Consider the following 25918-nt stretch of genomic DNA (forward strand, 5'->3'; position numbering starts at 1 on the left):
CAATGGTCTTGCGGTCAAATATCTGCATCGTGTGGCCGCCTTAGTTTGCCTGGACGAGGAATTGGACTGTGAGGTATGGCTGCAAGTTGTTGTGCGGCTTTCCTTCGCCGGAATCGCCAGTCTGGCGGCCCGCTGGGTAGTCGCCGTCTTCACCGGCCGTTCTCAGCCAGGTCCCGGGGCTGGGTGCCCAGGTTCCAGTGTTGCCGCCCTTAGAGACGACGACATTCCAGAAGTGGTCGGTGTGGCTGTGCTTTGCATTCTCTTCGGCCGTGAGAGCGTGCGTCTTCGCGCCGCCCGTTCGTCCGGGAGAATTGAATTCCGGCTGTGAGAGATCGAGGCCTACGGGGACCCGCCCGTTGAAGTTAGGCAGTGCGAAGGTTGAAACGCCATCGCCGGGTCCGTAGGTAGTGCCGATCAGAGAGAATAGCTCGTGGTACTCGGTGCGCGAGAGGTTACGGCCGTCGAGGGGTTGCTTTCCTTCAGGGATAGGGCCTGTGAGCCACATGGTGACGGTGCCAACGGGGTCCTTGCCGCCCGCTGGATCGGGGTCGGGCTCTGGCTCCACGCTTGCCGCGACCGTCGCCGCCTCCAGGTGGAAATAGCCGTCAGCGAGCCGTTCGGTGTGGCCGTCAGGTGCAGTGATAGTCACGTGCCAGTCGCCTCCTTCGCGGGCGTCCCACGCGGGGTCTTTAAGGGTGTCTGGCGTGACGGTGAAGGTCGTCACGCCGTTTGCGGAGGTGGTCGCGGGGAGGCGGGCCCATGTCTCGCCGAGGCTGGACTTGAGCACCAGTTCCCCGGCCCACCCGCTCAGGTCCTTGGGCGCGAACGTGGCGCCGTCGGTAGACTGTTGCCACTCGACGCCCCAGCGGTTTACGGCATCGCGGAAGAGGATGACGTCGCCCCGGCCGCTGTCTTCGGTCAGTACGCTCATATGGTCCTTTCTCAGACGACGGAATATCCGGCGTAGACGGAGAGATTGGCGATATTGCTTGGCTGTGCGGTGAATGGCGCTGGATTTAGTGGCTTCATCTGGAACTCCACTAGAACAACGGGCGGGAGAGGAGCGAGTTCACGCACAGAGGACACGGTCAAGATATTCTGAACAACGCTCGTTCCGGCGTCTTTCGCGGCCGGGATTTCAGCGGAGGGTGTCCCATTGATGAGGATTCGGCAATGCGATGTCGTCAGGCCGCCGCTCGTCATGTCGAGCACGGTTCCCTGCGCAGTTGCCTGCACGACCACACGGGACTTATCCGTGGGGGAGGTCAGGCTGACGCTCGCGACGGTCTGCCAACTGGCGTTCCCGGAGAGTCCGAATCCCTTGTTGACCTCCTCGGCGGACTCCACCTGAGGGAGGCGGGTGACGAGGTCGGTGAGCGCCTGGATCTGTGCCTGGAGCTTCCGAACGACCTGGTAGGAGGCGGTACCACCGGGGGCCGATGCCTCGCGAGCGAGGGCGGCGTCGGCTTGCATCTGGCGTCGGACTGCGGAGAAGGGGTCCGCGTCGGCTGGGTCATATCCCATTGCGCTGTCGTCCTCTCACGGCGAGCCACTCGGAGGCGTCGCCGGAGACGGCGAGGATCTTGAGCGGTACCTCGGTCGGCCCGTAGGCCGGATGATTGATGCGGACATTCGCCCAGTCGCCCGGGTGCGGAGCGTGACGGCGGTGGACTCGGAGCTCGTACACCTCGGGGAACGTCGTCCCGCGCTGCGCGCGTTCGTCGGTGTGAGCCTTGAGCGTGGAGAGCTCGGAGACGCTCGCGGCCGACGTCAACGCCTTCTGCATCACGGGCCAGCCGATCTCGGTGAGCGCGGGGGTCTGCGAGCGGGCGGCGAGGACGATGTCGTCTGACCGTCCGCCGAAGCCCCACACGTCGGATGCGAGGAGCGATGCGTCCTCGGAGATCCGGACGAGGGCGACACCCTGACGCGGCAGCAGGGTGTTCCACCTGTGCGTGCTGTCGATGAGCTCCGGCGCGCCCTGGAGCGTGAAGACGATTCCTCCATCGGGACGGAGGAACGGCGTGAATCGGAGCTCGGGCGCGTTGATGACTCCCGTGAGGAGTTCCAGACGAGACGCGACGGTGTTGAGCTCCCAGCCCTTGTAGCTGCGGACGTACGTACCGCCCTCACGCTCCGGCGTGAGGATCGGCAGCGTGCCCCAGGCGAGCGCCAGGTCGACGAGGTCGGCAGCGATGTCCACGTAGGAGCCCCGGAGCTGGGTGAACCACTCTGGGGCGGGGTTGTCCTCGTCGATGAGCACCTCGCCGTCGACGAACTTCTCGCGGAGGGAGGGGTTGAGGACGAGCCGGTCTTCCAGCGTGCGCCAGATGGAACCGGCGGCGGTGATCGTGTAGCCCGTCGGCGTAAGTTCGCGGTCGGTCACGGGGCCGGCGCAGAGGACGGACTCCCCGTCGATGACCGCGAGAATCGTCCGAGCGGCGTGCGTTCGTTGCCAGACCTTGAGCCGCTGGGACTCCCGCGTCCAGCTAGAGGAGACGCGGATCTCGCCGTACGCAGAGTTATAGGGGAGCTCGAAGGTGAACTTTCCAGGAACCCGCGCGAGCCGATTTCCGGTGCGGGTATCGAATGCAACGACTCTCAGCGCCATCCCGGCCGCACCTCCACGGCCACATGTGCGGCGTCCGAGTCGATGACCAGGGGGCTCCGGCCGGGAGGCAGAAGTGGGACGTCGTCCTCGATGAGGCCCATGGTGACGTCGCTTCCGCGGGCGTCTCGGGCCGTGCCGGTGCGGAGGTCGATGGTGATGCTCTGCGAGTTGCCCACCCATCGGATTCGGTGCCCGGCGAGCGACACGTTGATGCGCGTGGCGCGGCCCGAGGTGACGATTCGCCAGGGGAGGACTGGGGTCCCCCCTGCGTTCTCGACGTGGTCGCCGCTGAATGCGGCGCGACGTCCGTACTTGATCGGGTCCGGTGCGGTCACGATGAGCGAGAAGGCGACGGCGTAGTCGTCGAGGCGCTTGAGGGTCGGGGCTGCCGACTGGAACGCGGTGATCTCGCGCGCTCCGTGCTCATCCTCGACCACGACCGGGAACTCTCCGTCGAGGGATGCGAGCCAGTCCTCCGCGGCGGCACGGGCGAGAGTGGAGGTCTCGGCGACGTGCGCGCCGCGGATGGTGACTGTGCGCGGTGAGAGGAGGAATCGGGACGGCCAGTAGCCGCCGTCCCCGTCTGGCACTGGATCGGATGTGGCACGAGGCGCGGGCGGGGTGTACCAACCATCTAGGCCCTCGTCCTCCAGCCACCAGGTGGAGGGCCGGAAGAGGCGATAGGCGCGTCCGTCGGAGAGGACACGCTTGTTCACTGTGACGCGGATGGCTACCTCCGTCGGAGTCGATCGGCGACGACCCCGGCGGCGAGCTCGGGGTCGTTGGTGTGGACATGGATGTCGGGGCCGCTGTAGTCGCGGTCCTGGTCGCCTCTGAGTGCTTCCGTCTGCCGGTCGATGGAGCCGGTCAGGCCGCCCCGAGGGATGGCCTTGGATACGTCGGCAGTGAGGGCGAGATGCGTTCCGTCTGCGGCGTTGATGGCGCTGTTCGCCATGTCCTCGGTGGCCGACTCGACACGGCCGGTCATCGATTCGATGCCGAGTGCGAAGCCCTCGCCGACGAAGGCGCCGAGGCCTTTGAAGACCCGCGATGGCGACTTAATGCCGAGGATGCTCTTTGCCCAGTCGACGACACCATTGAATGTGTCGGCGATCCGGTCCATGAGCCAGCCGACCATGTCGGAGATTCCGTTCCAGAATCCGCGGATCAGATCGCCGCCGGCAGAGACGAGCCAGTTTCCGATCCCGCCGATTACGCTCATTATGCGGCCATAAATGCCGCCAATGACACCCATTACGGCGTTCACGCCATTCTGGACGGCGCCGGTAATGGCGTTCCAGATTCCGGAGAAGAAATCTGCGACCGCGCCCCAGACGGAATTCCACACTGCCTGAATATTGCGGACGGTGCCCATGACGAATTCTCCGACTTGCAGAAGGATTGGCGTCAGGAATGCAACCAGGCCATTCCAGATATCGGTGAAGAATGACGATATTCCGGACCAGATTCCGTTCCACCATTCGGCGACCGCTTGGAAGGTGGTGGTGATGGCGGAGGCCACGGCCTCTACGATCGGGGAGACCAGGGAGGCAATGAGGTTCCAGGCCCAAGTGACCGCGGCGACAATTCCGTCCCAGATAACCTTTAGTGCGGCGGCGGCAATAAGGAAGACGTTCACCCAGGCTTCGACGTAGAAGCGGATCATTCCGCCGATCACGTCAAAAACGGGCTTTAGGAAATCAGAAATTGCGGTCCAGACTCCGATGAAGAAGTCGGAGATTCCGGTCCACAGTCCGACGAAAAAGTCGGAAAGCCCGGTCCAAATGGCGGTGGCGACGTTGACAATGTTCGCCCAGGCTTCGCCAAGCCACTTCATGAACCCTTCCCAGATCGCGCGTCCTACATCGGTCTGAGTGAAGAACCAGATGAGACCGGCGACGAGAGCGGTGATCGCCGTGATGACGAGCACGATCGGATTGGCATTCATGACCGCATTGAAGACGGCCTGTGCGGCAGCGGCGATCTTGGTGGCGTTGCTGACGACTGTCTGAATTGCGCCGTACACCTTTGCAGCGGCTCCGGCCACGAGCATCGCGCCCTGTGCGCCGTAGGTGACGGCGATAAGCGCGGTCTGCACGGCGCGGAATCCGGCGATGGCGAGGACGACGCCTCCGATGACCCCGCCGACGGCGGCGAGGGCTCCGAGCCAATCGCGGTTCGCTACTACCCAGCCAATAACTGCGGCGACCGCCTGCACGACCGGCGGCACGATGGCAGCGACAGCGGCGGCGATGCCCGCGAGCACGCTCCCGGCGAGCGGCAGGAGGGCGGCGAGGAGGTCCGCGGCGGCGCTGACGAGGGACGCCATGGCCGCCGCCAGCGCCGGGAGCGATGGGGCGATGGCGGTGAGAACCGACCCGAGCGCCTCGCCGACGATGGGGAGCGCTGCGCCGAGAAGAGAGGCGAGCGCGCCGACCGGGGAGAGGAGCGGGAGTGCGGTCTTGGCGCTGGACCCGAGCGCGTCGAAGACGGCGCGGATTCCGTCGCCGATGGGAGCGAGGGTGTCCTTGACGACTCGCCCGAGCCCGAGGAAGGCCTCGCGGAGGCCGAGGATGACGCCGACGGGGACGTCGCCCTCCTGGAGTCGCAGTGCGTCGCGGGTCTTGCTGCTGAGGTCGCCCGACACGAGGAGGTCGAGGACTGCCGGGATCTGCGTCCGAAGAGCCTGGAGCGGCGGATTGATGGCGCTCTGGATGCGCTGGCCGAGGGGGCCGAGGGTCTTCTCAAGGCGGCTCTGAATCGAGTCCGTGACCGACGTGACGACGTTGAAGAATTCCTTGAAAAGCGGGAAGATGCCGCCCGTCAGCGTGGCTCCGAGGCGGGAGAATGCAGCCCGCATGTTCGCGAGCGCCCCCTCGGTCGTGTTCCCCGATGCGAGCGCCGCGCCGCCGATGTTCGCGGCCATGGCGGCGTTGAAGGTCTCGAAGTCGATTTGCCCCTTGGAGACCATCTCGGAGATCTCCGCCGAGGTCTTGCCGAGTTGCTTGCCGAGGAACTGGAGGACGGGGACCCCGCGGCTCGTGAGCTGGAGGAGGTCGTCGCCCTGGAGCTTCCCGCGGGCGGCGACGGAGCCGAAGATCGCGCCCATGCTCTGGAAGTCGAGCCCGGCGATAGTCGCGGTGTCGGCGACGGTCTTGAGGACGCCCGTGAGCTGCTCGCCTGGGGCGATACCAGAGGCGACCATGGACGCCGCGACGGACGCGGCTTCGCCGAGGCCGAAGGCGGTACCCTTCACGCTGGCGAGGGCGTTGTCCATGATGCCCTTGACGGCATCTGCGGAGTGGCCGAGGCCGGTGAGCTTGGCGGTGGCGTTCTCGATCTGCATCTGGCGTGCCAGGCCGCCACCGATGACGGCCTTGAGGCCGGCGTATCCGACGATGGCGCCGCCGATGCCCGCGGCGAGCTTGGCGAGCGGCGCGGCCATGCCAGACATGAGGGAGGCGCCTCCACGGCGCCCGGCCTCCAGCATCTGCCCGTCGACGTCCTTGGAGAGGGTCTTGCCGAAACCCTTGGCGCTCGGGATGATCGAGAGCGTTGCGTAGCCGAGATTCTGCGCCATGGGGCTCCTAGGTCTGGGGTGCGAGGCGCGCCGCTTGGGCCTCCAGTCGGGAGCGGAGGTCGCGGTAGCGGTCGGCGCGAGAGATCGCCGAGGGCTTGGCCGGGTGGGGCTTGCCGGTGAGCGCGTGGAAGACGTCCGCGAGGAGGAAAGAGTTGACGTCCCATCCGGCGGCGGAGTCCGGGAGGCTGAGACGGCGGAGGGCGGCGTCAGGGGGGAGGTGCTTGATGAGCACGGACAGCCGCCGGAGGGAGAGCTCTCCGCGGTAGAGGTCGCCGAGAGCGACGCCGTAGAAGCGGATGAGGTCCGCCTCTATGGCGTCGCGAGTGTCTCGGCGTCGCAGTCTCGCGGAGAGCTCGCTCAGTTTCCCGCGATGCCGATGGCCTCCTGGACGGCGGTCATGAAGCCCTCCAGGTCGGACACCTGCGGGCAGGCGGCCTTCATAGCTCGGAAGTCGGCGGCGCTTAGGACTTCGCGGAGGAAAGTGATGATCTTGCCGTCCTCGAAGCGCTCCAGCGCCTCCGTGGACCACGCGCTCGACGGGGCGAGCTTGTAGGTGTGTCCGGCGTAGTCGAAGGAGATGAGGTCGTTGAGGGCCTCGGCGGCGGTCGGGTTCGAGGTGGTCTTGCGTGCGGCCATGGGGTCGCTCCTTTGCGCGGGTGGGGTGTGGATGAGGTGCGCGGGTGGTATGGCAAAGGGGGAGAGACCCCGCGCGGATCTCTCCCCCTCGTGAGGGGTGGTTACGCTGTGCGCTTCCAGGTGACGGTGCCGTCAGTGACGGTGTCGCCCACGGCGGGTGGCGTCGGGGCGGTCGTGCCGGACTTGCCTGCGCTGGTCGCCTGGAGGGTGGCGCCACCGCTGAGGGAGACGACCGCGTCCAGTGCGTAGGAGGTGTTGGCCTTCCACGCCGACGGGGCGGCGGCCTCGGGGTCATGCTCGATGTCGGTGTAGAGGACGCCGTCGGAGTCCGGGAAGATAATGACCGTGATGTCGTAGACCGTCGGGTCCTTCTCGTTGTCCTTGATCTCGGCGACTTCCTGCACCTCGGCGACGGACACGACGCGGCGGCGGATGCGGCCGTTGTCGCGGGTCTCGAAGCCGATAGCGAAGCGGTCTCCTGCGGTGGGGACCTTGACCGTCGCCTTGCGGACGCCGCCGGTCGAGGTGCGGGTAGAGCCCGGGTTGATCAGGCCGAAGGTCACCGCGTTGTCTTCGAGGGCGACGAAGCGAATCGTGCGCTTGTGCTTGCTCTTGGAGCGGCGGTAGAGGAGGCCGCCCCAGGCGTAGCGCTCGGAGGTCTCGTCCTCTCGCTTCTCGGTGAAGCCTTCCTCGCCGTCGAGGAGGCCGGCTGGCTTCCAGGAGGCTCCCCAGGGGGACACGAGGTCTTGGGGGCCAGCGGTGAGGACGGGCGCGATGTAGACGTCAGCACCGGCCCAGAGGTTGGTAGCGGCGGGGTTTCCTGCCATGTGTCAGTCCTTTCGAGGGATTGAGCGTGGGCGGAGATGCGCCGTCACGCTCACGAGCGCGAAGAGAGCGCCCGTGTCGGGGTCGGTGCCGGAGACCGGCCCGGAGCCGGGGGAGAAGCCGCGGATTGACTCGGATGTCTGCTCGGCGAGGAGCACGGCCTCGATGAGGGAGGCGCGGTCGAGTGCGCGGCCCTCGTCGGTGTCGTAGACCGTGATACGGACGAGTGCGTCGGCTGATGCCGGTCCCCGCGTCGGTGGATTGGAGCGCGTCATGATCCACGGTGGGATGGCGCCGGTCTTCGGGTCCTTGGGCGGTTCCTTCGTCGAGACGGTGGCCGTCTCGCCGTAGGCGGGGAGGACCTCGCGGAGGAGGTCTCTGGCGGAGCGCTGAACATTCGGGAACAGGATTGGATCCGTCATCGGATCCTCCGGGCGTTCATCTCCAGACCTGCCGCGGTGGCGGCCATCGAGAGCGTGCCGTGCTTCGCTTCGAGAGCGATGCCCGCGGGGTGTGCGATGGTCACTCCCGATGCGGCGCGGTCAGTGGTGTAGTCCTCGACAACGATTCGCGCTGGGCCGTCATGGGCCGTGACCTTCGCCAGGGATCCGACCGTGGCGGCAGCCTTGCTGACTGCGGCTCGTGTCTCTGCGCCGTTGAGGAGCGCCTTGATTGCACCTCGGTTGAGCCGGACGGTCATTACGGGATCACCGCCGCGGAGCGCTTGAGGCGGGCGGAGGTGAGGGTTCCTGCCGCGAAGGAGCGGCGAACGCGCGGGGTGGTCTCGACGTCCCAGCACTCGCCCTGAGCGGTGACGACGCGAGTGGTCTTCGGGTCGAAGCTGAGCCGTCGGCCGACGACGAGGAGCGCCTCGTCCTTCTCTAGGGTGATGCCCTCGGACTGGACGACGACGCCAGCGGCGGTCCCGCGGACGATATTCGCGCGGGGGACGCGCTTGAGTGCGGCGGGGTCCCAGACGAAGGAGATGACGGGGTCGCCGTCCGAGTCGGCGTCTGTGATGCCGGTCCACAGGGCGACACCGGCCTCGGCGGAGGTCTCAGAGATCAAGCGGGACCTCCAGCCATGGCGTAGGACGGGAACCGTCCACGGGGACGTAGAACGTTCGGTAGGGGCGGGCGGGGCCGTAGGCGGACGGCGTCCGGGCGGAGCCGACGAATCCGCCGCGCCGACCGGTCGCGGCCTTGAGAATCTGCGCGAGCTCGCGGGGCGTGAGATACGCGCCGGAGGTCTCCGACAGGCCAACCATGTGCTCGCCGAAGGTCTCTTGGTGGAGCCCACGGGGGTTCTCGAACTCGCGGCGGGCGGCCTTGAGGATGACGACCCGGACGACGCTTGGGGTCTCCTGTCGCCAGCGATCAGCGACGGTGTCCGCGACCTCGCCGAGGACGAGGGCGATCGCGTCTTCCAGCGCGGAGGCGAGGCGGATGGAGTCCTCCTCCATGTCGATTCGGTCGGCTCCGATACGAGCGACCAGGTCGTCGATGGTGGGGAGGGAGGGCATGTCTTGACTCCTCTGCGTCGGAGGGACAGGGGACACCGGGGGCCCAGGTGAGGGCCCCCGGCGCAGAGGATGGTTAGACCAGGGTCGAGACGTCCGGGACGTGGATGATCCCGCCGTTCGGGACCGGCTCGAAGGTCACCTTGCGAGTAGCCCGGTCAACCTTCTTCTGGAATGTCGGCAGGATCCCCACGCCGACGAAGGTGGCGAGGATCGAGCGATCCACGGTCTTCATCGCGTCGTAGTCGCGGAGGTAGCGGATGCTGTACCCGCCCGCGTTGGTCATGGCCCCGAAGCTCGCGCCGGCCGGGACGGCGGGGGCACGGGTGACGAGCGTCACGCTGGAGCGGTGGAAGGCGAGGATCTCGTTCTCCGCCACGCGGGTCGACTCGATGAGCGTGAAGCCCGAGACCTTGCCGACAGAGCCCTCGCGGAGAGCGGCGGTGGAGCCGGACTGCGAGGCGTCGACGATGGCCTTGGCGTTCAGGAGGTCAAGGTAGACCTGCGTGCCGACGACCAGGTTGAGGCCGTCCGCCGGAATGTGCCGGTCGAGGAGGACCTTGCGGAGGCCGGAGAAGAACTTCACCGGGTTCGCCGCGTCGTACTTGAGGGTGCCGAGGTCAGCCGCGGGCACGGCCAGGAGCTTCTTGGCGAGGCGGTCCTCGATGTCCTCGGCGATGGCCGCCGCCTGCGGGCGGAGCACCTGGCCGGAGAAGTCGGTCAGGTTCAGGTTCAGATCGGCCTCCGACAGCGGGACGGCCGAGTAGACCATCTTCTTGTCGAGGTTCAGGGTCGTCCCCGACTCGATGATCGCGTCGAGCTCGATGTTGCTCGTGACGTCGTCGATCTCGCGCTCACGCGGAAGCAGGACGTTCGGGAACTTGATCTTGATGGGGCGGTTGGCTGTGCCCGGGGCGAGGAACTCGTCCTGGTAGTCGTGGCCGACGAGGGCGCTGAGGTAGGCGTCCTCCTGGAGGAGCTTGGCGGCGACTACGGCGACCTGGGGGGCGTCGTAGTCGAAAGTGTGACCGGTGCTAGTAGGCATGCGGGCCTTTCAGGTGGAGGATTATCGGATGGCGGCGACGATGGCGTCGGCGTCGAACGCCGGGGCGTCGTCGCCTCCGTGGCCGGGAGTGAGCGCGGCCTTGGGGCGGGAGGAGAGCACGGGCTTGGGCTCCGGCTCCGGGGTGTCCTTGTCCGACTCGCCCAGTGCTGCGGTGAGGTCGGCGATCTGCTGGGCGATGGCCTCGTCGGTCTCGCCCGTGATGAAGCCGTGGAGCTTCTCGGGGAGCCCCGACCTGGCGAGCACTGCCTCGCGTCGGGCCGCCTTGAGGTCGCTTTCGGCGCGTTCGGCTCGGGCCTGAGCCTTCTCAAGCTCGGTCTTGTCGGCGTCGGCGCGCTCCTGCTCTGCCTGCTCGTAGGCGTCGAGCTTCGCCTTGAGCGCCTTGACGTCATCGCGGGAAGAGGTCAGGGCCTTCCAGGCTGTGGCGGCGTCGAAGTCGTCGCCCCACGGGTGCTCGGCGGCCTCCTTGGGCTCGTCAGCGGGGGCGGGGTCGACGTTCGGGTCGGTGTCGGACATGCGGCGTCTCCTTGGACGTTGGGCACCCTCCGGCCTTGCGTGGGGTGCTGGTGGTGCGTGCGGGCACGCAAAAGGCCCCCAGTGGTGTGCTGAGGGCCCGGGGTACGGTTAGGCGGCGAGGACGTGTGCCTTGAGGCGGTCTGCGCGGCGTCGGGCTCGCTGTGCGTCGGTCTTGCGTCGGCGCATGATCTCCGCGAAGGAATGCTCGCCGGCCTGCGGTAGGAACTTCTCCGGCACAGGCATGCCTCGGGACTCGTACCAGGCGCGCATGGTCGCGCGCTTGTCGGCGTCCCAGGCCTCGCGGTAGAAGCGGGCTTCGGGGCTCCAGCCTCCGTCTGGCTCGTCGTAGGTGACCAGACGAACGGAGCATCCACAGCGGTCGTGCGCTCGGAAGCTGACCGTGTCCTCGGAGTAGACAGGGCCTCGCGAGACGAGCATCGCGCAGAAAGCGCACGGGTTGCCGTCGGAGACCCGCGCCCATCCGCGGATGCGCTTGTGCGCACGGGCGAGGCGCGTGAGTCGGTTCCGGCCAGCGTTGAGCACCTGTCGCTTCGCCGAGCCGAGCATGGCGGACTTCGCGACAGCGAGCGCCTCAGCGACGGGGAGGCCCTGCCGGTGAAGGTACTCAGCGCGGGAGAGCGCCTGCGAGGAGGCGGCGGAGAGGGAGGACTTGATCACTGCCGCGGGTCGAGGATCGGCGGTCACCGCGGGCATACCCGTGGTGTCGAGACCCTTGAACGCGAGGAGCTTGCGGTAGTAGTCGTCAGCTCGCCGCTCCGAGAGGATGCGCCCGGCGCCGATGAGGGTGACGGCCTTCTCGCGGAAGACGAGGAACGTCTTGGCGAGGTCAGCGGGGTCGACGGTCTCGTCCCAGAGTCGGGAGAGCGCGGCCTGGACGGTCGCGGCCTGGCGTACCTGCTGGGCCATGTGCGCCTGGGCCATGGCGAGGGATGCATCTGCCATGCGCTGGTGCCCCCTGCCTAGGTAGATTCGAGCCCTGCGGCGTCGGTGGTCGGCATTCGAAGCGAGACAGGCACCGCCCCCGTAAACTCCAGCCCGTCCAGCCCCACGCGCTCGGCGGCGTCGGCCGGGTCGGCTCCGGCTCGGATGAGCACTCCGAGTGCGTCGGCCTTCGCCTTCTCTGCCGATGGGTCGATCGAGGGCGGCGCGGCAGTCTGTCGGCTGATCTCGGCGGTGAGCTCCGCGAGCGGGTCAGCCGCCTGGAGCTCTCGCCACCGCTGGAGCTTGGAGTCGGTGACGCCGGGAACGTCGTCCCACAGCGCTTCCTTCGGCACACCAAGGCTCTCGGCGAGCTGCGCGAGCGCCGCCACCTTGGTCTGGATGACTTCGCCTGTCGTGTCGCGCCAGCGGACCTCGGCTTCTGCGGGCGGGGTCTCGTCACCGGCGGCCTGTGCGGCGAGCCGGAAGACCTGCTCCCACGCCTCTCCGAAGAGGAGTTGGTACTCGGCGATCTTGCGGTTCGTCTTGTGGCGGCGGGCGTACAACGCCTCGCCGGTCACGTTCGTCATGTTGCCGGCGAAGAGGTCAGCGTCGATCTGGGCGGCGGCGGCCAGCGAGGACACCGCGAGCTTGTACTCGGCGTGGTGGTCGGCAAGCTGCGTCTGCGCGAAGTCTCCGAACTTAGCCTCGTGGGAGTCCGAGATCCAGAGGCGGTTGACTGCGGCCTCGAACCCCTCCAGCGGCTCGCCGAACGTCGGAGAGTCGGGGTTGTCGTCCGTCGGGATCGCGAGGCCTGTGGCCCAGCGCTGACGGAAGCTCGCGTACTGCATGCCGATGAGGATGTTGAAGACGGCCTCGTTGATGCGGTCCTGGTGGCCCTTGAACGGGGTCACGATGCCCACGGCTTGGCCGTCGAGCCTGTCGCGGAAGCGGACGAAGGGGACGACGCCCAGGTCGTGCGTCGCGCGGCTCTTCTCGACGTAGTCGGCGTTCTCGGTGCGAGAGTAGGTGACGACCTCGTTGCCCTCGTACACTTCGACGAGGCGGCCCTTGCCGTCTGGGGTCTTGCCTAGGCGCCGGATAGCGACGACAGGGAACTCGTCGTCTTCGTCCTCGTACCACGCCATCGACCGGAGCGACGAAAGCGGCTTGATGAGCGGTCCGCGGTCGTCCTTGCCGGGCAGCACGAGGACGTAGGCAGCACCGTACTCCAGTGCTCCGCGGTGCACGATCGACTGGCGTGCGTCCAGGCCGTTGGCCTGGAAGTATCGCCACACGGGCTCGTTGGCGTCGTTGGTCGCCGTGCGGAAGCCGTCGAGGGCGAGCGCCTGGGAGAACTCCGTCGGGATCAGGGGGAGCCAGTTGGTCTTGGACCGCTGCGCGAGATGCTTGAATTCGGCCTTCGCTCCCTGTGGGGTGTACGGGTCGTCGTGGTCGCCCTCCAGGTAACGCTTGGGGAGCCCGAGGCGTCCGTTGCGCTGGAGGTCCTGGTCGAGTTTGCCGTCGAGCTCCGCGGCGCGCGCGGGCGTGATTGCCATGTGGCACTCCTTGGGGATCGGGGCTAGAAGCCGTAGAGGCGGCCGGGGGTCTTGCGTCGCTTGCCCAGGCCATCGGCCAGGACGCGCGACCGGGCCATCCGCGCCAGCACGAGGGCGGCGAGGGCGTCGACCTTCTTGGGTGACTCGCGACTTTCCTTGCCGAAGTAGACGCCCCAGCGGTTGATCCGGCGGCGGGCGTTCAGGACGTGACGGGTGAGGATCTCGGCGCCGTTGAGCCCCTGGGATTCGCCGGCCAGGAGGCCATGGCTAGTCCAGGGGAGCTCCCGGTCGGTGATGTTCCGGTGCAGTGCCTCGACGGCGCGGGTGGTGTCCATCTGGTGACTGCGCATGTCCCAGCCCACGGCGTGGCGGGTCGTGGCCTTGACGAGGAGTCGTTCGCCGTAGGCGTCTCGCCAGGCGTCGATGTCGGTCTCCCAGTAGGCGACGTCTGAAAAGAAGGCGACGACGTCGAGGTGGGAGAAAGCGAAGTCGACGGCATCGCGGACGTCGGCCTTGGGGACTGCCCAGCCCTGGCCGGCAGGGCCCTCAGGCTTCTCCCAGATCGCAAGGAGGAACGGGGCGCCGTCGTCGACGCGCACGGCGACGAGTGCTGTGGAGTCGTCGGTGAGGGAGCCGTCGAAGCCGAGGACGACGGTGTCGCCGGAGCGGTAGCCGGTCGGCTTCATCGGGTCGCCGAGAGCGAGCGGCGGCACCTCGGCGCGGTTTGCGTGCCATTCGGCGGGGGAGGTCCAGGCGTCAGCGGCGGCGATGATCTGGTTGAGGTAGAAGCGGCGGGCCTGCTCGGGCGGGAGGTCCGGGTCGTAGAACTCGCGGAGGATTCGGTCGAGGTTGACCCAGTGGGAATCGCCGTAGGCGAGCCGGAGGCCCTCGCGGACGGCCTCTCGGGCGGAGAGGTCGATGTCGTCGGGAGCTTGCCGCGAGTCATAGAGGATTCCGTCGGCAGCGGCGCGGCCCTCGCGGATGGCGAGGTACGCGAGATAGGACTTCTCGGCGACGGAGTCCATACCGGGCTCATGCGCGTTGGTCGTCTCGATGGAGCGGCCGTCCACCTTGCCGAGGTTTCGTCGGATCACGTCGGCGAGGTCGTGGCCGCGGTTGCCCTTGGTCCAGTGGTGCGTTTCGTCGAGGATCGCGAACGTATAGCGGCCGCCCTCAGCCGTGGCCGCGGAGGCCGTGACCGCCACGAGCTTGCCGCCGGTCGGGGTCAGGATCCTCGTCATGCCGATGTCGAGGTAGTCGACGAGTGCGGGCGACGAGGCCATCGCCCGGATGGCGTCGGTCGTGTTCTTGGTCTGTGTCTCGGAGACTCCCGCGATGACGACCCAGGGCATCGGGTGTGGTGCCCCGTAGAGGATCCCGTCCTCTTCTACGGGTACTACGGGGCCGCATAGCTCGGCGAGCGCGATGGCGCCGAGGAAGGGCGACTTGCCCCACCCCTTGGCGCGGCGGAGGACGGCACGGCGACAGGAGAAGCGCCAGCCCACGGCGCGGCCGAAGCTGTCGAGCTTGGTGGGCTCCACGGCGTAGAAGTGGAGAATGAAGTTCCTCTGCTCGGCCGTGAGCTTGATGAGAGCGTCGACCCCGTCGGGGCGGTAGAGGGAGGCCTCGATCCAGTCGGAGACAACGTCGCCGATCGTGTTTCCATCGGCGGGGAAGGGCGGCAGGAGGTCGAGCAACGGCGGCCTCCTTCGGCGATCAGAATGGGGCGGCGCGTGTGTTGGGCGTTACGTTCGCCGGGCGGCCAGCCCAGCGCTTGTTGGCGAGGGCCGAGGCGGCGGCGGATGCGCCGGAGCGGTTAGAGAGCCCGAGGCCCCGGATGGAGTCGAGGGCGGCGCGGCGGTACTGGCGCACCTCGGAGATGAGAGGATGGGCGACGTCCTGGCCCATCGAGCCCTTGACCATGAGCCCGTCCTCATTGATCTGGGACTGCATGTTGTCGGCCTCGGACAGGAGGTCACAGGCGGCGTAGAGGGCGCTTAGCGACGACTTTTCGAGGTCGGGGTGGTCCTCGGAGACCTCGCGGAATACGCGCTTGGCGCCAGCCGACCAGGAGGTGCGGGCGCGGAAGGTCGAGGCCATGGCGTTCCTCCCTCGGTCGATTCGAACAAAACTTCGATTTGGGGGCACTCGGAAAACGGGAGGGCATGCGCATCTACCGGCTGACGCTATGCCGTACCGGGCTGGCGCTTAGGGGTGCCTGGTTGAAATGAAAATGCGGCTGGAGATTGCGGGACAATGAAGAACAGAATTTCGAATTATCGCGCAAATGCGTTTATCGGAATGCCGGATGTGGTTCCGCTTCACGTCGTTGCGTGAGTCGCGGTCGGCGGGCGGCGTGGCCCTCGGCCGAACTCTTGCGGCCGTGGTGCCAGGAGCACAGCGATTGGAGGTTGTCCTCGTCGTGGTCATTTCCACGGGTCTTGTGGTCAACCTGGTTCGCCCACGCCCCACAGATGCGACCCTGAGAATCGCGAGCCTGACACCGGTACGAATCGCGGCGGAGCACGCGCACGCGGCGCACCGGCCAATCGTGGGGCAGGTCAGCCTTCCGGGCGCTTGTTTCCCATCCCATCGGCGAGCACCTCCTCAAGGCAGACGAGAGTACCCCTCCGCTCAAGCCGGGGACAGCGAGCGGAGGGGCGGGGCCCTACCGGGCATCTACGCCAGGGGTAGGGCGGCGACCGGGGCCCGAGGGGAGGCGGGCGCATCCGGAAGAACTATTGGGGGGCAGTCGCTCTTATCACCTACCCGTCCACGACGAGCGACCTTTACCGGGTGGCATGGCCCCGACCCACATAGGCTTGCGAGAGGGCAAAGGCTCATCAGCATTTGTGGGCTTGCATACCTCCCAGGAGTCGAACCTGGCACGCGCGGTTTTGGAGACCGCCGCTCTTCCGCTGAGCTAGAGGCATAGATGCCGGTAGAACACAACGACCGGCGGCGTCAGGGGACGTCTCCCCACGTAGGTGTATCCGGGCGCTACCCGGCCTCACTACGGTGGCTGTCCCGCGCCGAGGAGTCGAACCTCGGTGCACGGGCGGGGGACCGATTCACTCCCGGCTACGGCGGGTGCCCATCCTCCGCCCCCTCGGTCCTAGAGGGGCGTTAGGGCGATTTCAAGTGCGTCGGTACGCCAGGGGTCGAACCTGGAGCCTCCCGCGCTTCAAGCGGGCGCTCTGCCAATTGAGCTACGAACCGTGGTGGGGGAGTCGGCCGCGATATCGGCGCGCGCCGGTCCCGGCGTCGTCTAGATGGCAGGTCTCGAACCTGCGACCTCCCGGTCCCAAACCGGGCGCTCTACCTACTGAGCTACATCCAGAAGCGCCCGGCTCGCTGAGATCTCGCTGGGCGGCCAGCCGCGGGGCTAGCGGGGCTGGGCTGGTTGTTCCCTCGCCTGGATTCGAACCAGGATTGCCCGGTTCAGAGCCGGGGGGCCTGCCAGTTAGCCGACGCGGGAGTAGCCTCCGTGCCGGGCCGCTATCTGTATCAGCGCGCCCGGGCGACGGAGTCACGGTGTGGCTATGTGGGCCTCTATCTAATAAGGGGGCCGCGGGTGCTCACGCCGGCTCACGGGGTTCCTCGGCGGGGATCGTCTGTAGGAAGCCCTGGATCTCGTCGTCGCCGAACGGAGGCGGGCCCAGCGTAAACTCGGCCACAGCAAGGCACTTGCCGAGGGCAGCGACCCAGGCGCGTGTGTCGTGACCGGCCATGCGGCCGTCGTCCAACGCGAACGCGACTATGGACCCGGCGTGGGCGACGATATCGGCTGACGCGAGGCCCGGATTACCCGGCGCCGCGTTCCGCCATCTCACGAGGAGCTTGTCCAGCGGGGCGGTAGCGAGCGACCCTGACTCCTCGGGCTTTGGGTGCTCCATGATCGGCATTGCGGCTCCTTCCGTCGGGTGTGGGCATTGAGGAGGGGGCCGCGCATCGGCGGACTGCCCGACATAAGCCAATCGCTGATAATCGGCCGACATAAGCAAAGACCCCCGCGCCGGGATGAGCCGGTACGGGGGTCTTGAGATGGGGCTAGCTGTTCCGGGCTCGGCGTCCCGATAGGTGCACATCCCACCACGAGCGGTCTAGGCCGCGCCAGCCGTACTCGTCGCCGAGGGCCCGCACGGCCTCATCTCGGTTGCGGAAGTCGCCGACGAAAGTGAGCTCAACCGCGCCGATTCCACGGAGATCCTCGATGTCCTCCTCACTGAGGGCCGATGGTAGGCGGGCGGTGTACTCGGTCATGCGCTCAGCCTTTCACACACAGGATCGTGCTTAGGCGCTCGACGACGTCGACAAGGTCGCGCTGTGCGGCGACGACGTTCTCGATGTCCTTGTACGCGAGCGAGATCTCGTCGATGACGCCCTCATCCGTGCGCGCCTCGATGCCCTGCATGGTGCGCTTGACGTCGTCGACGGTGAAGCGCTTCTTGGCGGCGTTGCGCGACATCTTCCGTCCGGCGCCGTGGGAGGCGCTCTGGAAGCTGGCCGGGTTGCCCTTGCCGCGCACGATGTAGGAGCCGGTCGCCATGGAGCCCGGGATGAGGGCGAACTCGCCGTCCTTGGCCGAGATGGCGCCCTTGCGGGTGACGATCATCTCGCGGCCGTCGATGACCTCCTCGGCGACGTAGTTGTGATGGCAGTTGATTTCCTCGTCGAAGAGGACGACGTAACCGACGCGGTCGCCCGAGGAGTCGAAATGCGCGCGAAGCTCGCGCTTGACGAGTTCCATCATGATCGTCCGCGAGTGCATGGCGTACTCCTGCGCCCAGCGGAGGTCGTGGAGGTAGGCGTCCATCTCCGGCGTGCCCTTGTAGAAGAGGGAGAGCTCGCGGAGGTGTTCGGGGAGGTCGGCGTTCGCCGGGAGCCCGCGGGCGATCTCCATATGCCGCTGGGCGAGCGTGTTGCCGATGCCACGGGATCCGGAGTGCAGGGTGATCCAGATACGGCCCGAGGAGTCCGTGCAGAGTTCGATGAAGTGGTTACCGCCGCCGAGGGTGCCGAGCGCGTCCCACGCGCGGGACTCCTGCTCAGCGACAGGGGCGCGAAGGGCGTCGAAGCGGCGCATGAGCGCGTGCGCGGCGCCAGCCTCGATCCCGTGCCGGGCGTCATGCTGGCGATTGTGTACCGAGAAGCCAACAGGAACCACGGCCTCGAAGCGAGAGCGGAGACGCCGGAGGTCGGTCGCTGTGAGATCTTCCAGCATGAGCGACGTCCGGACGGCGTTGACGCCACAGCCGATGTCCACGCCGACGGCGGCAGGCGCGAGGGCCTGCTCCATGGCGATGACGGAGCCGACGGTGGCGCCCTTGCCGAAGTGGACATCGGGCATCACGCGGAGGCCGTGGAGGCCGGGGAGTTCGGAGACGTCGCGGAGCTGCTGGAGCGCAGCCTCTTCGATGGTCTCCTCCTCCGCCCAGGAGAGGACGGTAGCGGAGGTGCCGGTGAGGGAAACGGGGAAAGTCATGATGCGCCTTTCAATACGAGGTGGATAAGGGGCAGGAGCACGAAGACAGCGAGGAAGCTGATGTAGGAAGCGATGACGAGCTCGTCGGAGGAATATGGGCGACGGGAGGTCATCGGGTGCTCCCGCCTGGTTGGTGCGTAGACTCCCGGTCATGAGCCGCGACCGCGCCTACTACCTGCTCGCCGGGATCGCCATGATGCTCGGCTTCGTGACCACCCGCGGCCAGCCGTCGTTCTGGGATGGGATCGGCTGGGGACTCGCGGTAGGAGCCGTCGCGGCGTTCGTCGCAGCCTGGGTTGCCGGGAAGCGGGAGACTCCGACCACAGGTGAGTCCTCCGACTGACCCGAGGTACGAGCCTGGCGGATGCACCACCTGGAAGACCGCACCCATCGCAACCGCCTCATCGATGACGGCTGGGATGTCCTTGTAGTCGGGGTCGAGGCCGGCCCGGATCTGCCCCATACGCACGACCAAGTCGAACCGCGAATGCTCGCTGTCAGCCATCGTGCTCATTTCGCCTCCTCGCTCCCGACTGGGCGGTCTGCCTGCTCGTCGTCGTGTATGGCCTTGAGCTTCTTCGCGAGCGAGTAGAAGAGCCGCGCGGCGGTGAGCTTGTCCACCCTGAGACCCTTGAGCTCGGTTGCGATCTGGTCGCCCTCCTCGCGGAGGATCACGATGCCGAGAGCTCCGCGGCCGTCGATGACCTCCATCTGAATGTCGTCCATCAGCTCGTCTCCTCGCTCCCGTTTGGGCGGTCTGTGGCGGTCCAGTGGTGGATCACGTCCTCATCGCTCATCGCATCGTGATCCGCAGGGCACAGCGACTCACCACACCCGCTCATGCGTCGTCTCCGAACGTGTCGCACGCGGCGCAGCAGGGGCTTCCGTTTGGGCGGTCTGTGTGGCACCCGCACACGCATTTCGCCACGCCGCCGATGTACTCCGGGTTGGTCTTCCCGGTGCATCGGCCGCGATCGTAGACGAGGCAAGCCGCGCTCAGGTCATAGGGATGCATCATCGCTCTGCGCTCCCGTTTGGGCGATCCGTGGCCACGCCGAGCGCCGCGCGAACAGCGTCGTCCATCGCCAGGCGGGCTCGTGCCGCATCGACCTTTCGGCGGCATCCCGCGCAGTCGTCCGGTCCCGACCCAGCATCGAGCCCTTCGAGGTCGCTGGGCAGGATGAAGACGAAGCCTGTCCCACAGAGCGTGCGGTTGTCGGCGTCGTAGTAGTGCGCCTTGCGCGCGTTCGGGGGCCAGTACCACCCCTTCCCATCTCGGATGCGCTCAGCGGTCGCCAGGCGCATCACGCCGGACCTTGCTCGATCGGCGTTCATCGTTCACTCCCGTATGGGCGTTTCGGGATGGCGACGAACAGGAAGCAGGCTGGGCATCGGGGGCCCCAGTCGGTCCAGATGAGGGTCACGTCACCACATCGCGGGCAGGTCGGTTCCTCTGCGGTCCTACTCATCGGTCCTCCTCACTACCGTCTGGGCGGTTGGGCGCTCCGGTCCAATCGATCCCGCAGCGGCAATAGGCGTCGCCGCACTCTGGACAATCAGCGTCTCGCCTCCCTGGCGAACAAGTCAGGGCGGTCACCTGCTCAGGCGTGTACGTCATGCTCCGTCTCCTTCCGTCTCGATGTGGCTGTGCTCGTCATGCGGGATCGGACGCCCGGCGACCATGCAGAAGCGTGACCTCCGCTCCCCGCATCGCCCACACCCCGATCCCGCCAAAGCGCCGCGCGTACCAGGCATGCCCGTAGCGATCACAAGCGGTCACGGCCAGATCCTCCCGTCTCGTCAGCGGGAACCGGCAGCCACGGATATCGGACCTTGGTCGCCAGGACGACCCGGTCCGGCTGGCCGGCCGGGTCACGCTCCTCATTGCCCCTCCAGAGCGTTGCCTCGGCCTCTGCGTACTCGCGCAGAATGGTCTCGGATTCGAGCGGCTCCAGAGTCCCGTCATCCTCGCGCCAGCACGCGGCATACCAACGCCGCCCTTCGCCCTGCCCGGCCAGTGCGGCGGCGCGCACCTCGGCAGCCCACCGCACCCCATCCTCGAAGCCCGCCATCATCAAGTCCGCGTCATACCGGTCACGGATGTTCGCATGCGAGTAGCGGCTCAGATACTCGGCACGGATCTCGTCATCGGTCGGCGTGTAGTCGCTCATTTCAGCTCCTCCTTCATGCTCTTCGCGAGGTTCGCGATGTTTCTTCTCCCCCACGCCGCCGCGCTGGCACATGCGGAGCGTGTCGGCGGCGATCCGCGCGACGTACTCGACCGTCTCGGCGCGCACCTCAGCATCGTGAGCGACAAGCCAGCGGTCGAACTCTTCGGCTGTGATCGGTGGCCAATAGTCCACTGCGGAGCGCCGCACATCTTCGGTCGTCGGCGTGTAGTCGCTCATCGGATCTCCTCCCTCGGCTCGGCGTACTTCAAGGTCAGCCCGGCGCACTCTCGCCGTGCGTACCCGTAGTGCTTCCACGCCGGGGTCACGTCCCGCCACCCCTGGCGGTCGAAGAAGATCCGCTTGCCGCAGTTCTTGCATCGCTCCATCGCACTCATCGGTTCCCTCCCTCGGCTGCCTCGCCCTGCACGGTCGGGGTGTCTGGCAGCATGTCGAGGATGCGCTGCGCGTGATACCGGAACTTGTCGCCCTGGTTCTCGCAGTACAGGCGCACGCGCTCCAGCGCCGCTGCCGGCTCGCCCTGCACGGTGCGGCTGAAGCCAGCAGCCCACCGCGCGCCCCGCTTGAACGCCGACGCACAGTAGGCGTCGAGTTCCTTGACCGAGAACACCGCGCGCGTTTGCGCTTCTGAGTACTCGCGGTCGATCGGCCAGATGCGCCGCGCTTCAGCTTCCCGCTCGTCGTCGGTTGGGGTGCCCTGCTCGGGGCGGCGGAAGCGCACGCCGGCCAAGAAAGCGCGTTCCGCGACATCAGCGAAGGCTTCGTTCTCCGCCGCCAGCTTGCTCTCCGGATACTCGGCATCCGCATACGCCTGCGCAGCCATCCGCTCGTCCTCGGTCGGGGCGTGCGCCTCGCCCTGGACGGTGCGGTGGAAGCCGGCAATCACACGATCCGCGGCCGCAAACGAAGGGGCGCGGCGTTCTGCGACAGCCTGCCAGAAGAAGCCCTCATAGGTCTTCTGGGCGACAGGATCGCCCAAGAACGCATCCGAGGCCGGCTCGGAATCCCTCCAAGCCTCGGGGTCAATGAGGCGCGCTAGCGCTTCCCGGTCGTCGTCGGTCGGGGCGTGCGCGGCATCGACCACGGCGACCAGATCGCGGGCCAGCTCGTCAAGCACCCGCTCGTCCTGCTCAGCGGAGTGAGACACCCCCATGTGGGGCACCATCTTCTCGTCGATCATCCGGCGCACCTTCTCGACCAACTGCTCACGGCTCATTCGTCGACGCTCCTTCCCACAAGCTCGCTCCCCATCGGCATGCTGAGGACGATCGCGTCACCGTCCACACGCCAGGACGCGTCTCCGGCGCGTCCGTAGAACTCCTCGACCGCCTCAAGAAGCTCGCCGAGGTCGCCGCCCCGGACGTACGTCACGTCAGAGTGCTCCGTCTTGCGGTACCGGCTGATGGTCATGCTCCCGTCGCTCCCGCCTCGATGTACGGGTTGGTCTTCACGTTCTGGTAGCCGATCGCGCCGTACTCGTAATCCGCTCGCAGCAGTCCGGCCCTCTCGCCCTCCGCCCACGCTTCGGCTTGTGCGCGCCGGATCAGAGGCATGAGGGCGTCGGCCGCGTCCTCGTACATCTCGACCAGCCATGCCTCTGCATGACCCTCGTCAAGCCAATCGGCCAGGGTGCGTGCGATCTCGCCTCGAATGTCGGTCATAGCCCCAGCCCCTCTCGAATCATCCGCGCCGCCTGCACGTCCTGATCGCCGGTCAAGCCGGCGGCTTCGATGAAGCCCGGCTTCGATTCATTCGGCATAGACCAGAGCGCGAGCAGGTTCGCGATGCGCTGCTGCTCCACCAGGGCGAGCACAGCTTCCGCGACGGCGAGCGTCGCGTTGTTCTGCACGGACTCGCTAACCTGGCCCTCCACCTCCTGCTGCTCGTGCGCCCAGTCGATGTGCATCCGCGCTTCGGCGGCGTGGTCGATACGGTCACTCATCGGTCTCTCCCTCTTCCTCCAGATGCCCCCGGATCAGGTGTGCGAGGCATGCCGCATGCCATTTCCAGCAGCCGTCCCAGTGCGTCGCCACGCGCCCGTGATGCTCAGCGATCACGTCATCCACGACCGCGCGAATCGGATCACTCATCGACGCCCCGAAGGACATAGACGGTGTCTGCGGGCTGGACGGTGGCCTCCCACGCGCGGAGGATCGCGAGGTCGTGGCCTGCGGCGGACTCGAAGCCACGGATCTCGGCGACCTTGTCGTGCCCGAGGTGGAGGTCGGAGGTGTAGAAGGTGCGGGGCTGACGTTTCATCGGGGGAGGTCCAATCCTCGGCGACTGGCCTCCGCGATGAGGCGGGAGAGGTCGTCGCGGTCGAGTTCGGCAAGGCGGCCGAAACCCTGTCGCTTGTTCGCGCGTGCGCGGCTGGCGGTGGCGCGGATCCGGCGTCGTAGCTGGCGGTCGGTTACCTCGGGCATCGGGCCCTCGTAGCGGCATCGTCGGGCATGCTGACGGGCGGACTTGCGATGGTGGGCCTCACTGCCTCCCACCGTGAGGACGTATCCGGCGAGGATCGAAGCCGCGAGGATCACGAACACGCCGAGGATGACGGCGGACTGGGGAGTGTTCACGGCCAAACCGCCCCTTCACGTCGCAGGAGGTCCTGAATGCGAGTCGCAAGTTCGACCTCCCGGGGGCCCGCCGAGGGATCGGCGAGTGCCTCATCGGCCTCTTGCCAGATGGCCCACGCGAGGCGGCCTACGCGAGCGGCCATGAAGGCAGCGCCAGAGGCGAACTTGATCCGGTCCTCGACGTTCCCGGGGTCGGGGTAGCGCCGGTCGGCCTCCTTGAGCACGGCGGCGTGGGTTGCGGGACCGAGGATGTACTCGGACTCGGAGATTGTGGTGGTCATGCGCGGTCCTTCCAGACGGTGGCGGCGAGGACCGGCTCGTGGCGGACACGGCGGTCGTGCGGCTCTACCAGGTCGTCGTCGGTGGCCGGGGGAGCGATGTCGATGGAGATGGAGAGGGTGGTCATCGGGGATCCACCTCCTTGCCGAGCGCCAGGCGGACGAGTAGATAGACGCCAGCGCCCAGGGCGATTGGCGCGGCGATGGGCCAGATGAGGAAGGCGAGAGCGATCCGGGCCGTCCACGTCGCGAACGATGGGTCGCCCTGGTCGAAGTGAAGGAACAGGGCGAGCACAGCGCAGCCAAGGAAGCCGACGATGGCGAGGCCTAGATAGGTCTGGAGTAGGACGAGACTGAGCATGTGGGGCCCTTTCTTCAACGTGATTCGTTGAAGAGGGGGCCGGAGTGCCCTGGGCTGCTCAGTGTCGAAGTGTCGGTTCGTTTCGACACTCTCTATTCCACCTATGAGAGAGAGCTCGCCTCATAGAGGAATAGGGAGTGTCGGTTTGAACTGACACTTCGACACTACGAGGTCTCCGCCGGCGCCCTCCGACGAGCGGAGGCCTACTCGGTGGCCTCTCCCGCCCACAAGATGCGCATGCGTTCGTGCGCGTGAAATCGAGCGCCGGGGTACGGGGCAGGTTTCACGATGACGCGATCGATCGCAAGTCGGAGGAGCGCGCGCGCTTCGAGGACCGGCGCGGTCTGGATCGCAGGCAGGGAGAGTTCCGGGTCGAGTAGCCCGGCGAGATTGGCCTCTGGCTCGGGGAGAGCCTCCAGCGCCCCGCGGGCGTCAGTGATCTGAGCGGCAAGAGCCCCGACGATCCTCTCGTGGCGCTCGGGCGGGAGCACACCGCGTACGTAGTGGTCATGGTCCGCCGCCTCCACCTTGGCTTCTAGCGTTCGCAGACGCTCGCGCAGCTCCTCCCGCTCGCGGAGTGGGGCAGGGTCGTTGCGCGCAAGCCACCGATCCGCGACGGCCGCGAGGAGCGGGTCGTCGGGCTCCAGCTTGGCGAGACGGTGCGCCCACTCCCGTTTGACGGCGTCCTCCAGCACTGAGAGCGTGACACTCAAAGGGCGCAGGCACGGGTCGCCGACATAGTCCCGCTTCCGGCATCTGTACGCGTTGCCGAAGGAGTTGCAGGTACGCTGGCACGAGTCGCAGATCACGAGCCCGCCTCCGAGCAAGGTCTCCGGCTGGCGCACGGCCCGCATGCCTCGGCCGTATCGCCGGAGCCGTGAGTCGAGCTCGGCCAGGAGGGCCATGCGCTCTCCCTCGGAGACAATCGGCGGCTCTCCCTCGGCCATAAGCGATACGGTCTCGCCCGTGTCGGGGTCGCGCCATGGGTGGAGGTCGGAACCCTGGTAGCCCGCGGCTCTCTCCTCCCGGTGATCGGGTACAAGGCCTGCCAAGGCGGGCGATCGCAGAACCACCGACATGGTCGACGATCGCCAATGGGAGGCGCCGCGCCGGGTAGGGATACCGCGGGCGTTCCAGTCTCGGCAGACGCTCAGCATGGTCTCTCCATCGCGCAGCCGCTCGTAGGCCTCCCGCACAAGGGGAGCCTCAGTCGGGTGCCGTCGGAGCTTTCGGTCTGCGCCGACGATGTAGCCGAAGGGGGCAGAGCCCCCGAGATACCGGCCCGCCTTGCGCTCCACCTCCTTCTTGGCACGTACTCGTATCGACGCATTCGCCGACTCCGCCCGTGCTTGCTCCGACACGATGACAATTACCATCCTTGAGCCAGGAACGGTCGAGTCCAGCGAGTCCTTGAGGAAGAAGAGCCGCCCCCCTGCGGTGTCGACAGCGTCCAGCACCGTGCCCACCTGTCCGGCACCCTGGCGGCTCAGACGGTCTAGCTTCCAAACGGCGAGCGTCCCGACCTCTCCGGAGGTCACCGCATCGACGGCGGCGTCGAAGCTAGGCCGCTTCACTCCCCGCTGGTACCCGGACTTACCGGCGTCGCGCCAGACCTTGCGCACGGTGAGCCCTTCACGTGCGGCCCAGGAGCGGAGGTCCGCCTCCTGACGTTCGATGGAGTCCTTGCCCTCCTTGTCGATGGAGAGTCGGAGGTAGAGGTCTACCAGGTCGGCGTGGGGCATACAGGGTCCTATTCGTGATCGGTGGCGCTTAGGAGGGGG

At 67.2% G+C, this 25918-nt stretch carries 38 protein-coding genes and 4 tRNA genes; 1 reads left to right on the plus strand and 41 read right to left on the minus strand.

Translation table 11 applies throughout. The annotated features are described in order from the left end of the window. Positions 1–40: 40 nt before the first annotated feature. From ACP15J_RS08995 to ACP15J_RS09115, 25 genes are all read right to left on the minus strand, one after another. The gene (locus tag ACP15J_RS08995; RefSeq protein ID WP_424936664.1) at positions 41–931 is read right to left on the minus strand and encodes a phage tail protein; all 891 of its coding nucleotides are present in this window, start codon (positions 929–931) and stop codon (positions 41–43) included. 11 nt (positions 932–942) lie between these two features. Beyond that, positions 943–1473, minus strand: coding sequence for a hypothetical protein (locus tag ACP15J_RS09000; RefSeq protein WP_424936665.1), 531 nt, complete (start codon positions 1471–1473; stop codon positions 943–945). 40 nt (positions 1474–1513) lie between these two features. After that, the gene (locus tag ACP15J_RS09005) at positions 1514–2611 is read right to left on the minus strand and encodes a hypothetical protein (RefSeq protein ID WP_424936666.1); all 1098 of its coding nucleotides are present in this window, start codon (positions 2609–2611) and stop codon (positions 1514–1516) included. Beyond that, a complete protein-coding gene (locus ACP15J_RS09010) occupies positions 2602–3327 on the minus strand; it encodes a hypothetical protein (protein WP_424936667.1) in 726 nt (241 codons plus the stop codon). The genes ACP15J_RS09005 and ACP15J_RS09010 overlap by 10 nt, the downstream gene beginning before the upstream one ends. Positions 3328–3341: 14 nt before the next feature. Next, positions 3342–6191, minus strand: a complete 2850-nt coding sequence (locus tag ACP15J_RS09015; RefSeq protein WP_424936668.1) for a tape measure protein — start codon at positions 6189–6191, stop codon at positions 3342–3344. 7 nt (positions 6192–6198) lie between these two features. After that, the gene (locus ACP15J_RS09020; protein ID WP_424936669.1) at positions 6199–6423 is read right to left on the minus strand and encodes a hypothetical protein; all 225 of its coding nucleotides are present in this window, start codon (positions 6421–6423) and stop codon (positions 6199–6201) included. A gap of 125 nt (positions 6424–6548) precedes the next feature. After that, positions 6549–6827, minus strand: a complete 279-nt coding sequence (locus tag ACP15J_RS09025) for a hypothetical protein (RefSeq protein WP_424936670.1) — start codon at positions 6825–6827, stop codon at positions 6549–6551. Between the two features lie 101 nt (positions 6828–6928). Further along, positions 6929–7654 (minus strand): hypothetical protein, encoded by a 726-nt coding sequence (locus ACP15J_RS09030; RefSeq protein ID WP_424936671.1) that lies wholly within the window; start codon positions 7652–7654, stop codon positions 6929–6931. Positions 7655–7657: 3 nt separating this feature from the next. After that, positions 7658–8074, minus strand: a complete 417-nt coding sequence (locus tag ACP15J_RS09035) for a hypothetical protein (protein WP_424936672.1) — start codon at positions 8072–8074, stop codon at positions 7658–7660. Beyond that, positions 8071–8352 carry a hypothetical protein gene (locus tag ACP15J_RS09040; RefSeq protein WP_424936673.1) on the minus strand — a complete coding sequence of 94 codons (282 nt, stop codon included), beginning with the start codon at positions 8350–8352 and terminating at the stop codon, positions 8071–8073. The genes ACP15J_RS09035 and ACP15J_RS09040 overlap by 4 nt, the downstream gene beginning before the upstream one ends. Continuing rightward, positions 8352–8720, minus strand: a complete 369-nt coding sequence (locus ACP15J_RS09045; protein ID WP_424936674.1) for a hypothetical protein — start codon at positions 8718–8720, stop codon at positions 8352–8354. Before ACP15J_RS09045 ends, ACP15J_RS09040 begins: the two co-directional genes overlap by 1 nt. Further along, positions 8710–9174, minus strand: coding sequence for a hypothetical protein (locus ACP15J_RS09050; protein WP_424936675.1), 465 nt, complete (start codon positions 9172–9174; stop codon positions 8710–8712). Before ACP15J_RS09050 ends, ACP15J_RS09045 begins: the two co-directional genes overlap by 11 nt. A gap of 73 nt (positions 9175–9247) precedes the next feature. Further along, positions 9248–10216: a P22 phage major capsid protein family protein gene (locus tag ACP15J_RS09055; protein WP_424936676.1), complete on the minus strand. Its 969-nt coding sequence runs from the start codon at positions 10214–10216 to the stop codon at positions 9248–9250. 21 nt (positions 10217–10237) lie between these two features. Beyond that, a complete protein-coding gene (locus tag ACP15J_RS09060; RefSeq protein ID WP_424936677.1) occupies positions 10238–10750 on the minus strand; it encodes a hypothetical protein in 513 nt (170 codons plus the stop codon). 108 nt (positions 10751–10858) lie between these two features. Further along, the gene (locus ACP15J_RS09065) at positions 10859–11713 is read right to left on the minus strand and encodes a hypothetical protein (RefSeq protein ID WP_424936678.1); all 855 of its coding nucleotides are present in this window, start codon (positions 11711–11713) and stop codon (positions 10859–10861) included. Between the two features lie 17 nt (positions 11714–11730). Continuing rightward, positions 11731–13248 carry a phage portal protein gene (locus tag ACP15J_RS09070; RefSeq protein WP_424936679.1) on the minus strand — a complete coding sequence of 506 codons (1518 nt, stop codon included), beginning with the start codon at positions 13246–13248 and terminating at the stop codon, positions 11731–11733. Between the two features lie 23 nt (positions 13249–13271). Next, positions 13272–14945, minus strand: coding sequence for a hypothetical protein (locus tag ACP15J_RS09075; RefSeq protein WP_424936680.1), 1674 nt, complete (start codon positions 14943–14945; stop codon positions 13272–13274). Between the two features lie 19 nt (positions 14946–14964). Then, positions 14965–15348 (minus strand): P27 family phage terminase small subunit, encoded by a 384-nt coding sequence (locus ACP15J_RS09080; protein ID WP_424936681.1) that lies wholly within the window; start codon positions 15346–15348, stop codon positions 14965–14967. Between the two features lie 761 nt (positions 15349–16109). After that, positions 16110–16181 (minus strand) — tRNA-Trp (locus ACP15J_RS09085). Between the two features lie 213 nt (positions 16182–16394). Further along, positions 16395–16467: transfer RNA gene (locus ACP15J_RS09090), tRNA-Phe, on the minus strand. 48 nt (positions 16468–16515) lie between these two features. After that, positions 16516–16588, minus strand: a tRNA-Pro gene (locus ACP15J_RS09095). A 66-nt stretch (positions 16589–16654) separates the two neighbouring features. Further along, positions 16655–16726 (minus strand) — tRNA-Gln (locus ACP15J_RS09100). Positions 16727–16826: 100 nt separating this feature from the next. Then, the gene (locus ACP15J_RS09105; RefSeq protein WP_424936682.1) at positions 16827–17153 is read right to left on the minus strand and encodes a hypothetical protein; all 327 of its coding nucleotides are present in this window, start codon (positions 17151–17153) and stop codon (positions 16827–16829) included. 145 nt (positions 17154–17298) lie between these two features. Next, complete coding sequence (locus ACP15J_RS09110; protein ID WP_424936683.1) at positions 17299–17511, minus strand: hypothetical protein; 213 nt, start codon at positions 17509–17511, stop codon at positions 17299–17301. A gap of 4 nt (positions 17512–17515) precedes the next feature. Further along, positions 17516–18733: an RtcB family protein gene (locus ACP15J_RS09115; RefSeq protein ID WP_424936684.1), complete on the minus strand. Its 1218-nt coding sequence runs from the start codon at positions 18731–18733 to the stop codon at positions 17516–17518. 151 nt (positions 18734–18884) lie between these two features. Here ACP15J_RS09115 and ACP15J_RS09120 point away from each other — a divergent pair, with 151 nt between their 5' ends. Continuing rightward, positions 18885–19076, plus strand: coding sequence for a hypothetical protein (locus ACP15J_RS09120; RefSeq protein WP_424936685.1), 192 nt, complete (start codon positions 18885–18887; stop codon positions 19074–19076). A gap of 167 nt (positions 19077–19243) precedes the next feature. On the opposite strand, the gene ACP15J_RS09125 is transcribed toward ACP15J_RS09120, so the two are convergent. The 16 genes from ACP15J_RS09125 to ACP15J_RS09200 form a co-directional block, all read right to left on the minus strand. Continuing rightward, positions 19244–19459 (minus strand): hypothetical protein, encoded by a 216-nt coding sequence (locus ACP15J_RS09125; RefSeq protein ID WP_424936686.1) that lies wholly within the window; start codon positions 19457–19459, stop codon positions 19244–19246. 288 nt (positions 19460–19747) lie between these two features. Further along, positions 19748–20068, minus strand: a complete 321-nt coding sequence (locus ACP15J_RS09130) for a hypothetical protein (protein ID WP_424936687.1) — start codon at positions 20066–20068, stop codon at positions 19748–19750. Between the two features lie 319 nt (positions 20069–20387). Continuing rightward, positions 20388–20513, minus strand: coding sequence for a hypothetical protein (locus tag ACP15J_RS09135; protein WP_424936688.1), 126 nt, complete (start codon positions 20511–20513; stop codon positions 20388–20390). After that, on the minus strand, positions 20500–21141 hold the full coding sequence (locus ACP15J_RS09140; protein ID WP_424936689.1) for a hypothetical protein: 642 nt from the start codon (positions 21139–21141) through the stop codon (positions 20500–20502). The genes ACP15J_RS09135 and ACP15J_RS09140 overlap by 14 nt, the downstream gene beginning before the upstream one ends. After that, positions 21138–21299, minus strand: coding sequence for a hypothetical protein (locus ACP15J_RS09145; RefSeq protein ID WP_424936690.1), 162 nt, complete (start codon positions 21297–21299; stop codon positions 21138–21140). Before ACP15J_RS09145 ends, ACP15J_RS09140 begins: the two co-directional genes overlap by 4 nt. Beyond that, positions 21296–22138, minus strand: a complete 843-nt coding sequence (locus ACP15J_RS09150; RefSeq protein ID WP_424936691.1) for a hypothetical protein — start codon at positions 22136–22138, stop codon at positions 21296–21298. The genes ACP15J_RS09145 and ACP15J_RS09150 overlap by 4 nt, the downstream gene beginning before the upstream one ends. Then, the gene (locus ACP15J_RS09155) at positions 22135–22332 is read right to left on the minus strand and encodes a hypothetical protein (protein WP_424936692.1); all 198 of its coding nucleotides are present in this window, start codon (positions 22330–22332) and stop codon (positions 22135–22137) included. The genes ACP15J_RS09150 and ACP15J_RS09155 overlap by 4 nt, the downstream gene beginning before the upstream one ends. Next, on the minus strand, positions 22329–22583 hold the full coding sequence (locus ACP15J_RS09160) for a hypothetical protein (protein WP_424936693.1): 255 nt from the start codon (positions 22581–22583) through the stop codon (positions 22329–22331). The genes ACP15J_RS09155 and ACP15J_RS09160 overlap by 4 nt, the downstream gene beginning before the upstream one ends. Continuing rightward, positions 22580–22864, minus strand: a complete 285-nt coding sequence (locus ACP15J_RS09165; RefSeq protein WP_424936694.1) for a hypothetical protein — start codon at positions 22862–22864, stop codon at positions 22580–22582. The genes ACP15J_RS09160 and ACP15J_RS09165 overlap by 4 nt, the downstream gene beginning before the upstream one ends. Then, positions 22857–23012: a hypothetical protein gene (locus ACP15J_RS09170; RefSeq protein WP_424936695.1), complete on the minus strand. Its 156-nt coding sequence runs from the start codon at positions 23010–23012 to the stop codon at positions 22857–22859. The genes ACP15J_RS09165 and ACP15J_RS09170 overlap by 8 nt, the downstream gene beginning before the upstream one ends. Beyond that, positions 23005–23181 (minus strand): hypothetical protein, encoded by a 177-nt coding sequence (locus ACP15J_RS09175; RefSeq protein ID WP_424936696.1) that lies wholly within the window; start codon positions 23179–23181, stop codon positions 23005–23007. The genes ACP15J_RS09170 and ACP15J_RS09175 overlap by 8 nt, the downstream gene beginning before the upstream one ends. Further along, entirely contained in the window at positions 23178–23498 is a 321-nt protein-coding gene (locus ACP15J_RS09180) for a hypothetical protein (protein ID WP_424936697.1), read from the minus strand. The genes ACP15J_RS09175 and ACP15J_RS09180 overlap by 4 nt, the downstream gene beginning before the upstream one ends. Next, positions 23495–23779 carry a hypothetical protein gene (locus tag ACP15J_RS09185; RefSeq protein WP_424936698.1) on the minus strand — a complete coding sequence of 95 codons (285 nt, stop codon included), beginning with the start codon at positions 23777–23779 and terminating at the stop codon, positions 23495–23497. The genes ACP15J_RS09180 and ACP15J_RS09185 overlap by 4 nt, the downstream gene beginning before the upstream one ends. Then, entirely contained in the window at positions 23776–23904 is a 129-nt protein-coding gene (locus ACP15J_RS09190) for a hypothetical protein (RefSeq protein WP_424936699.1), read from the minus strand. The genes ACP15J_RS09185 and ACP15J_RS09190 overlap by 4 nt, the downstream gene beginning before the upstream one ends. Then, entirely contained in the window at positions 23901–24137 is a 237-nt protein-coding gene (locus ACP15J_RS09195; protein ID WP_424936700.1) for a hypothetical protein, read from the minus strand. Before ACP15J_RS09195 ends, ACP15J_RS09190 begins: the two co-directional genes overlap by 4 nt. Positions 24138–24340: 203 nt before the next feature. After that, on the minus strand, positions 24341–25879 hold the full coding sequence (locus tag ACP15J_RS09200; protein WP_424936701.1) for a recombinase family protein: 1539 nt from the start codon (positions 25877–25879) through the stop codon (positions 24341–24343). Between the last annotated feature and the right edge of the window lie 39 nt (positions 25880–25918).

The sequence above is a fragment of the Microbacterium sp. S308A+ genome (assembly GCF_049800815.1).
Classification (GTDB): domain Bacteria; phylum Actinomycetota; class Actinomycetes; order Actinomycetales; family Microbacteriaceae; genus Microbacterium.